We start from the raw sequence: 222 nt of genomic DNA, 5'->3' as shown, positions 1-222 counted from the left end.
CGGGGTTGACCGCGACCCGGTTCGTGGCCGACCCCTTCGATGCCGCCGGTGGGGGCCGGGTGTATCGCACCGGGGACATGGTCCGCTGGACGACGGCCGGAGAACTCGAGTTCGTGGGCCGGGCCGATGAGCAGGTGAAGATCCGGGGGTACCGGGTGGAGCCGGGGGAGGTCGCGGCGGTACTAGCATCGCATCCGGGAGTGGCGCAGGCGGTGGTCACAG

Annotated in this window: 1 protein-coding gene; it reads left to right on the top strand. The window is 71.6% G+C overall.

Translation table 11 applies throughout. The annotated features are described in order from the left end of the window. Nucleotides 1-222 (top strand): hypothetical protein (locus ACX4ZE_RS23550; RefSeq protein ID WP_480275661.1); only part of this gene is annotated, 222 nt, incomplete at both ends.

It is taken from the genome of Nocardia sp. TBRC8007 (assembly GCF_056629435.1).
This window is presented reverse-complemented; position numbering and strand designations above follow the sequence as displayed.